The following is a 7,152-nucleotide window of genomic DNA, read 5'->3' as shown; positions in this document are numbered from 1 at the left end:
ACACCGACCCGGTCGCCGACAGCCCGGTGGTCACCGACCATGTGTGGCGGCGCGGTCAGCAGGTCGGGCTGGTCGACGTGCATCCCGTCGGTGCGGTCACCCACGGCCTGGACGGCAGGCAGCTGACCGAGATGGGCCTGATGGCGGCCGGTGTCGCTCAGGTCCGGATGTTCTCCGACGACGGGGTGTGCGTCCATGATCCGCTGGTGATGCGTCGTGCCCTGGAGTACGCCGCCGGCCTCGGGGCGCTCATCGCCCAGCACGCCGAGGAACCGCGCCTGACCGCCGGCGCGGTCGCCCACGAGGGGCCCAACGCCGCCCGGCTCGGCCTGGCCGGCTGGCCGCGCGCCGCCGAGGAGTCGATCGTGGCCCGCGACGCGCTGCTGGCCCGCGATGCCGGCGCCCGCGTCCACATCTGTCATGCGTCCACCGCGGGGACGGTGGAAATCCTGAAATGGGCCAAGCAGCAGGGTATCTCGATCACCGCCGAGGTCACCCCGCATCATCTGATGCTCGACGACGGCAGGCTCTCCAGCTACGACGGGGTCAACCGGGTCAACCCGCCGCTTCGGGAGGCCGCCGACGCGCAAGCGCTGCGCCGAGCCCTGGCCGACGGCGTGATCGACTGCGTGGCCACCGACCACGCTCCGCATGCCGAGCAGGAGAAACGCTGCGAGTTCGCGAACGCCCGGCCGGGCATGCTGGGACTGCAGACCGCGCTGTCGGTGGTGGCGGCCACCATGGTGACCCCCGGCCTGCTGGACTGGCGCGGGGTCGCGCGGGTGATGAGCGAGAACCCCTCTCGCATCGCACGACTGGAGGGCCAGGGCTGCCCGCTTGAGGTCGGCGAACCGGCCAACCTGACGGTCGTCGACCCCGACGCCACCTGGACGGTGCACGGACCGGCGCTGGCCAGTCGCTCGGCCAACACCCCGTACGAGGCCATGACGCTGCCGGCCACGGTCACCGCCACCCTGCTGCGGGGGCGGATCACGGCCCGGGACGGCAAGGTGCGCCACCCGTGAACACCGCCACGGCCATCGGCACCTGTGTCTTCGGCTTCGTCATCGTGGTGGCAATCGGCGTGGTGATCCACCGGATGCTGCGCGGCTGGAAGGGCCGGGCCGAACGCCAGGCCGAACTGATCGGGACCCTGCCGTCGGCGCCGGGCTTCGTGGGTCCGGCCGTCGTCGCGCCCACCCCAGGGCTGTACCTGGGCTGCACCATCGCGCCCAACTGGCTGGACCGGGTCAACGTCGGCGACCTGGGATACCGGTGCAAGGCGGTGCTGACCCGCTACCCGGAGGGCATCCTGGTGGAACGCTGCGGGACCGGGCCGATCTGGATCCCGGAGGATGCGGTGACCGGTGTGCGCACCGAACCCGGTCTGGCCGGAAAGGTGTTGCCCGGCGGCGGGAACGGGACCGGGGGAATTCTGGTGATCCGGTGGCGGCTGCCGTCGGGAACCGAGATCGACACCGGCTTTCGCGGCGAGGACCGCGACGACTACACCCGATGGACGACAGGAGTTGCGGCGTGAGCCATCCCAAGGCGGTACTGGTCCTCGAGGACGGCCGGGTCTACACCGGCACCGCCTTCGGTGCGGTGGGCCAGACCCTCGGCGAGGCGGTGTTCTCGACCGGAATGTCGGGCTACCAGGAGACGCTCACCGATCCCAGCTACCACCGCCAGATCGTGGTCGCCACCGCCCCGCAGATCGGCAACACCGGGTGGAACCACCAGGACGGCGAGAGTCGTGACGACAAGATCTGGGTGGCCGGCTACGTGGTGCGCGACCCGTCCCCGCGGGCCTCGAACTGGCGCGCCACCGGGACCCTGGAGGAGGAACTGACCCGCCAGGGCGTCGTCGGCGTCGCCGGGGTCGACACCCGCGCGATCGTCCGGCACCTGCGCACCAAGGGCTCGATGCGGGCGGGCGTCTTCTCCGGGCCGGCACTGGCCGACCACGACGAACTTCTGCGCCGGGTGTGCGGCCAGCCCAGCATGCTGGGGGCCGACCTGTGCGGCGAGGTGAGCACCGGCGGGGGCTACATCGTCGATGCCCGCGGCCCGCATCGGTTCACCGTCGCCGCACTGGACCTCGGCATCAAGACCAACACCCCGCGCAACTTCGCCCGTCGTGGCATCCGAACCCACGTGCTGCCGTCCTCGGTCACCTTCGACCAGATCGCCGAGTTGAAGCCGGACGGGGTGTTCCTGTCCAACGGCCCCGGCGATCCGGCCACCGCCGACCGGGTGGTCGCGGTCACCCGCGAGGTCCTGGGCGCCGGAATCCCTTTGTTCGGAATCTGTTTCGGCAACCAGATCCTCGGCCGTGCGCTGGGTCGCGGCACCTACAAGATGGTGTTCGGCCACCGCGGCATCAACGTCCCGGTGATCGACCACGCCACCGGCCGGGTCGCGGTCACCGCCCAGAACCACGGCTTCGCCCTCGAGGGTGAGGCGGGGGAGCGGTTCGACACCGACTTCGGCCCCGCCGTCGTCAGCCACACCTGCGCCAACGACGGTGTGGTCGAGGGGGTCCGACTGGTCGACGGCCGCGCGTTCTCGGTGCAGTACCACCCCGAGGCGGCCGCCGGCCCGCACGACGCCAATTACCTGTTCGACCAGTTCGTCGAACTGATGGAGGGACAGCGCTAGATGCCACGCCGAACCGACCTCAAGCATGTGCTGGTGATCGGGTCCGGGCCCATCGTGATCGGGCAGGCCTGCGAGTTCGACTACTCCGGCACCCAGGCCTGCCGGGTGCTGCGCTCCGAGGGCCTGACGGTGAGTCTGGTCAACTCCAACCCGGCGACGATCATGACCGACCCGGAGTACGCCGACCACACCTACGTCGAGCCGATCACCGCGGAGTTCGTCGAGAAGGTGATCGCCCAACAGGCGCAGCGCGGCATCCCGATCGACGCCCTGCTGGCCACCCTCGGCGGCCAGACCGCGCTGAACACCGCCGTCGCCCTGTACGAGAACGGGGCTCTGGAGCGTTACGGCGTGGAACTGATCGGCGCGGACTTCGAGGCCATCCAGCGCGGCGAGGACCGGCAGAAGTTCAAGGACATCGTCTCCAAGGTGGGCGGCGAGTCGGCCAGGTCTCGGGTCTGCTTCACCATGGAGGAGGTCCGCGAGACCGTCGCCGAACTGGGCCTGCCGGTGGTGGTGCGGCCGTCGTTCACCATGGGCGGGCTGGGCTCGGGGATGGCCAAGAGCCTCGACGACGTCGAACGGATGGCCGGTGACGGCCTGGCCGCCTCGCCGTCGGCCAACGTGCTGGTGGAGGAGTCGATCTACGGCTGGAAGGAATACGAACTCGAGTTGATGCGCGACGGCAACGACAACGTCGTGGTGGTCTGCTCGATCGAGAACGTCGACCCGATGGGCGTGCACACCGGCGACTCGGTGACCGTCGCCCCGGCCATGACGCTGACCGACCGCGAGTACCAGGTGATGCGCGATCTGGGCATCGCGATCCTGCGGGAGGTGGGCGTGGACACCGGCGGCTGCAACATCCAGTTCGCGGTCGACCCGAAAGACGGCAGGCTGATCGTCATCGAGATGAACCCGCGGGTGTCGCGGTCCTCGGCGCTGGCGTCGAAGGCCACCGGCTTCCCGATCGCGAAGATGGCCGCCAAGCTTGCCATCGGCTACACCCTCGACGAGATCCTCAACGACATCACCAAACAGACTCCGGCCTGTTTCGAGCCGACGCTGGACTACGTGGTGGTCAAGGCGCCGCGGTTCGCCTTCGAGAAGTTCCCGGGCGCGGACCCGACCCTGACCACCACCATGAAGTCGGTCGGCGAGGCGATGTCGCTGGGCCGCAACTTCACCGAGGCCCTGGGCAAGGTGATGCGCTCGCTGGAGACCACCCGCGCCGGGTTCTGGACCGGCCCTGATGACGACGGCTGGGTCGACGACGTTCTGACCCGGCTGCGCACCCCCACCGAGGGCCGGCTCTACGACATCGAACTGGCGCTTCGGATGGGGGCCGCGGTGGAGCAGGTCGCCGAGGCCTCCGGCGTGGACCCGTGGTTCGTCGAGCAGATCAACTCCCTGGTGGCGCTGCGCGGCGAACTGCTCGACGCCCCGGTCCTGGACGCCGCGCTGCTGCGCCGGGCCAAGCACAACGGGCTTTCGGACCGGCAGATCGCCGCTCTGCGCCCGGAACTGGCCGGCGAGGACGGGGTGCGCGCGCTGCGCCACCGGTTGGGCATCCACCCGGTGTTCAAGACCGTCGACACCTGTGCGGCGGAGTTCGAGGCCAAGACGCCCTACCACTACTCCAGCTACGAGCTCGACCCCGCGGCGGAGACCGAGGTGGCGCCGCAGACCGAGAAGCCCAAGGTCCTCATCCTGGGCTCCGGGCCCAACCGGATCGGGCAGGGAATCGAGTTCGACTACAGCTGCGTGCACGCCGCCACCACGCTGAGCCGGGCGGGGTTCGAGACGGTGATGATCAACTGCAACCCCGAGACGGTCTCCACCGACTACGACACCGCCGACCGGCTCTACTTCGAGCCGCTGACCTTCGAGGACGTCCTGGAGGTCTACCACGCCGAGTCCGGCTCCGGCCAGGGCGGACCCGGGGTGGTCGGGGCGATCGTGCAACTGGGTGGGCAGACCCCGCTGGGCCTGGCGCACCGGCTGGAGAAGGCCGGCGTGCCCATCGTCGGCACCCGCCCGGAGGCCATCGACCTGGCCGAGGACCGCGGCCGGTTCGGCCAGGTGCTGGTCAACGCGGGCCTGCCGGCGCCGAAGTTCGGCACCGCCACCAGCTTCGAGGAGGCCCGCGAGATCGCCTCCCGGATCGGCTATCCGGTGCTGGTGCGACCGTCCTATGTGCTGGGCGGGCGTGGCATGGAGATCGTCTACGACGAGAAGACCCTGCACGGCTACATCACCCGGGCCACCCAGCTTTCTCCCGAGCACCCGGTACTGGTGGACCGATTCCTCGAGGACGCCATCGAGATCGACGTCGACGCCCTGTGCGACGGCACCGAGGTCTACATCGGCGGGGTGATGGAGCACATCGAGGAGGCCGGCATCCACTCCGGGGACTCGGCGTGCGCCCTGCCGCCGGTGACGTTGGGCCGCAGCGACATCGAGGCGGTGCGGCGGGCCACCGAGGCCATCGCCCACGGGGTCGGTGTGGTGGGCCTGCTCAACGTCCAGTACGCGCTCAAGGACGACGTGCTCTACGTCCTGGAGGCCAACCCGCGGGCCAGTCGGACCGTCCCGTTCGTCTCCAAGGCCACCGCGGTTCCACTGGCGAAAGCCTGCGCGCGAGTCATGTTGGGCGCGAGCATCTCCCAACTGCGCGAGGAGGGCCTGCTGGCCGCCCACGGCGACGGGACCACGCCGGACCCGAACGCCCCGATCGCGGTCAAGGAGGCGGTGCTGCCGTTCCGGCGGTTCCGGCGGGCGGACGGCTCCGGCGTCGACTCGCTGCTCGGACCGGAGATGAAGTCGACCGGCGAGGTGATGGGAATCGACCAGGACTTCGGCAGCGCCTTCGCCAAGAGCCAGACCGCCGCCTACGGGTCCCTGCCACTGGAGGGCACGGTGTTCGTGTCGGTGGCCAACCGGGACAAACGGTCCCTGGTCTTCCCGGTCAAGCGCCTCGCGGATCTGGGGTTCCGGGTGCTGGCCACCGAAGGCACCGCGGAGATGTTGCGCCGAAACGGGATTCCGTGCGACCTGGTCCGCAAACACTTCGAGGCCCCCGGCGAAGGACGGCCGGAGATGACCGCGATCGACGCCATCAACGCCGGGCGGGTCGGCATGGTCATCAACACCCCGTACGGCAACTCCGGCCCGCGCGTCGACGGCTACGAGATCCGCTCCGCCGCGGTGGCGATGAACATCCCGTGCATCACCACGGTGCAGGGCGCGGCGGCGGCGGTCCAGGGCATCGAGGCGGCCATCCGCGGCGACATCGGGGTGCGCTCGCTGCAGGAACTGCACGCCCTCATCGGCGGCGCATGAGCGAGGGGTTCGGTGGGCGTCTGGCCGCGGCGATCGCCGCCCGCGGACCGCTCTGCGTGGGTATCGACCCGCACCCGGGGTTGATGGCCGAGTGGGGCCTGGAACCGACGGCCGAGGGACTGTCCCGGTTCTGTGAACGCTGCGTGCAGGCCTTCGGCGGCTTCGCCGTCGTCAAGCCGCAGGTCGCCTTCTTCGAGGCGTACGGCTCCGCCGGGTTCGCCGTGTTGGAGCGGACCACGGCGGCGCTGCAGTCGGCGGGCGTGCTGGTGCTCGCCGACGCCAAGCGGGGCGACATCGGATCGACCATGGCCGCCTACGCACAGGCCTGGGCGGGCCGGGGTCCGTTGGCCGCCGACGCCGTCACCGCCTCCCCCTATCTGGGTTTCGGCTCGCTGGCGCCGCTGCTGGAGGTCGCGGCCGCCAACGGCCGGGGCGTGTTCGTGCTCGCCGCCACATCCAACCCCGAGGGCGCCGGTGTCCAGCGCGCGGTCCTCGGGGGAGGTGCCGGCGCCCGCACCACCGTCGCGCAGTCCATCGTCGACCAGGCCGCCGCGGTGAACCGGGCCGCCGCCGCGGACGCGGGATCGGTGGGGGTCGTCGTCGGTGCCACCCTGGACCCCGCCGAGGTCCCCGACCTGAGCGCGTTGGGTGGCCCGGTCCTGGTGCCGGGTGTCGGGGCCCAGGGCGGACGTCCGGACGCCCTGGCCGGACTCGGAGGCGCCCGGCCGGGACAGCTGCTTCCGGCGGTCTCCAGGGAGATTCTGCGGGCCGGGCCGAGCCCGGACGGGCTGCGGGCGGCCGCTGAACGGCTGCGCGACGCCGTGGCGCACCTGGCCTGAAACACCGGCGACACGCGCGACACGCCGTGACGTGTCGAATCGGGGTGAATTCGAGTTCCGGCGGTCCGGCCGGCCCGGCCGGCCGCCTCCGCCGCGCGCCTTCCCGGGGCGGATGAAACCGCAGGTGAAAGCTGTTTTTCGGCCTGGCGACCGTCCGATTCGGCGGCAGCCGCGGGGGTCGGGTCCGAGGGTTCCGGCGGGGCCTTCGGCAGGGCGTTCACCCCGCCCTGCGCTGCGGGTTTTCGCCTCCGAGCAGGGGGGCGGGTTAGATTTCGTCTGAAGGCGTGGGTACGGTCGTCGTCGCTGGCTG

Annotated in this window: 5 protein-coding genes; all 5 read left to right on the top strand. The window is 70.9% G+C overall.

The genetic code is table 11. The features are described 5' to 3' along the window. Positions 1-1,025: dihydroorotase (locus ADBZ5U_RS13330; RefSeq protein WP_526810937.1), on the top strand; the 1,025-nt coding region annotated here is incomplete at its 5' end. Next, complete coding sequence (locus ADBZ5U_RS13325) at positions 1,022-1,540, top strand: PH-like domain-containing protein (protein ID WP_526810935.1); 519 nt, start codon at positions 1,022-1,024, stop codon at positions 1,538-1,540. The genes ADBZ5U_RS13330 and ADBZ5U_RS13325, both read left to right, overlap by 4 nt. Next, a complete protein-coding gene (carA, locus tag ADBZ5U_RS13320) occupies positions 1,537-2,661 on the top strand; it encodes a glutamine-hydrolyzing carbamoyl-phosphate synthase small subunit (protein ID WP_526810933.1) in 1,125 nt (374 codons plus the stop codon). The genes ADBZ5U_RS13325 and carA overlap by 4 nt, the downstream gene beginning before the upstream one ends. Continuing rightward, the gene (gene carB, locus ADBZ5U_RS13315; RefSeq protein WP_526810932.1) at positions 2,662-6,003 is read left to right on the top strand and encodes a carbamoyl-phosphate synthase large subunit; all 3,342 of its coding nucleotides are present in this window, start codon (positions 2,662-2,664) and stop codon (positions 6,001-6,003) included. Further along, complete coding sequence (gene pyrF / locus ADBZ5U_RS13310; RefSeq protein WP_526810930.1) at positions 6,000-6,842, top strand: orotidine-5'-phosphate decarboxylase; 843 nt, start codon at positions 6,000-6,002, stop codon at positions 6,840-6,842. The genes carB and pyrF overlap by 4 nt, the downstream gene beginning before the upstream one ends. Positions 6,843-7,152 lie beyond the last annotated feature (310 nt).

Origin of the sequence: Mycobacterium sp. (assembly GCF_040398885.1) — a bacterium.
Lineage (GTDB): Bacteria > Actinomycetota > Actinomycetes > Mycobacteriales > Mycobacteriaceae > Mycobacterium.
Note: the sequence above shows the minus strand (reverse complement) of the source record. Positions and strands in the feature narration are given on the sequence as shown.

Bases quoted from the DNA above. Each gene is read 5' to 3' on its own strand.
- carB (WP_526810932.1), top strand. From the start codon at position 2,662: ATGCCACGCCGAACCGACCTCAAGCATGTGCTGGTGATCGGGTCCGGG.
- pyrF (WP_526810930.1), top strand. From the start codon at position 6,000: ATGAGCGAGGGGTTCGGTGGGCGTCTGGCCGCGGCGATCGCCGCCCGC.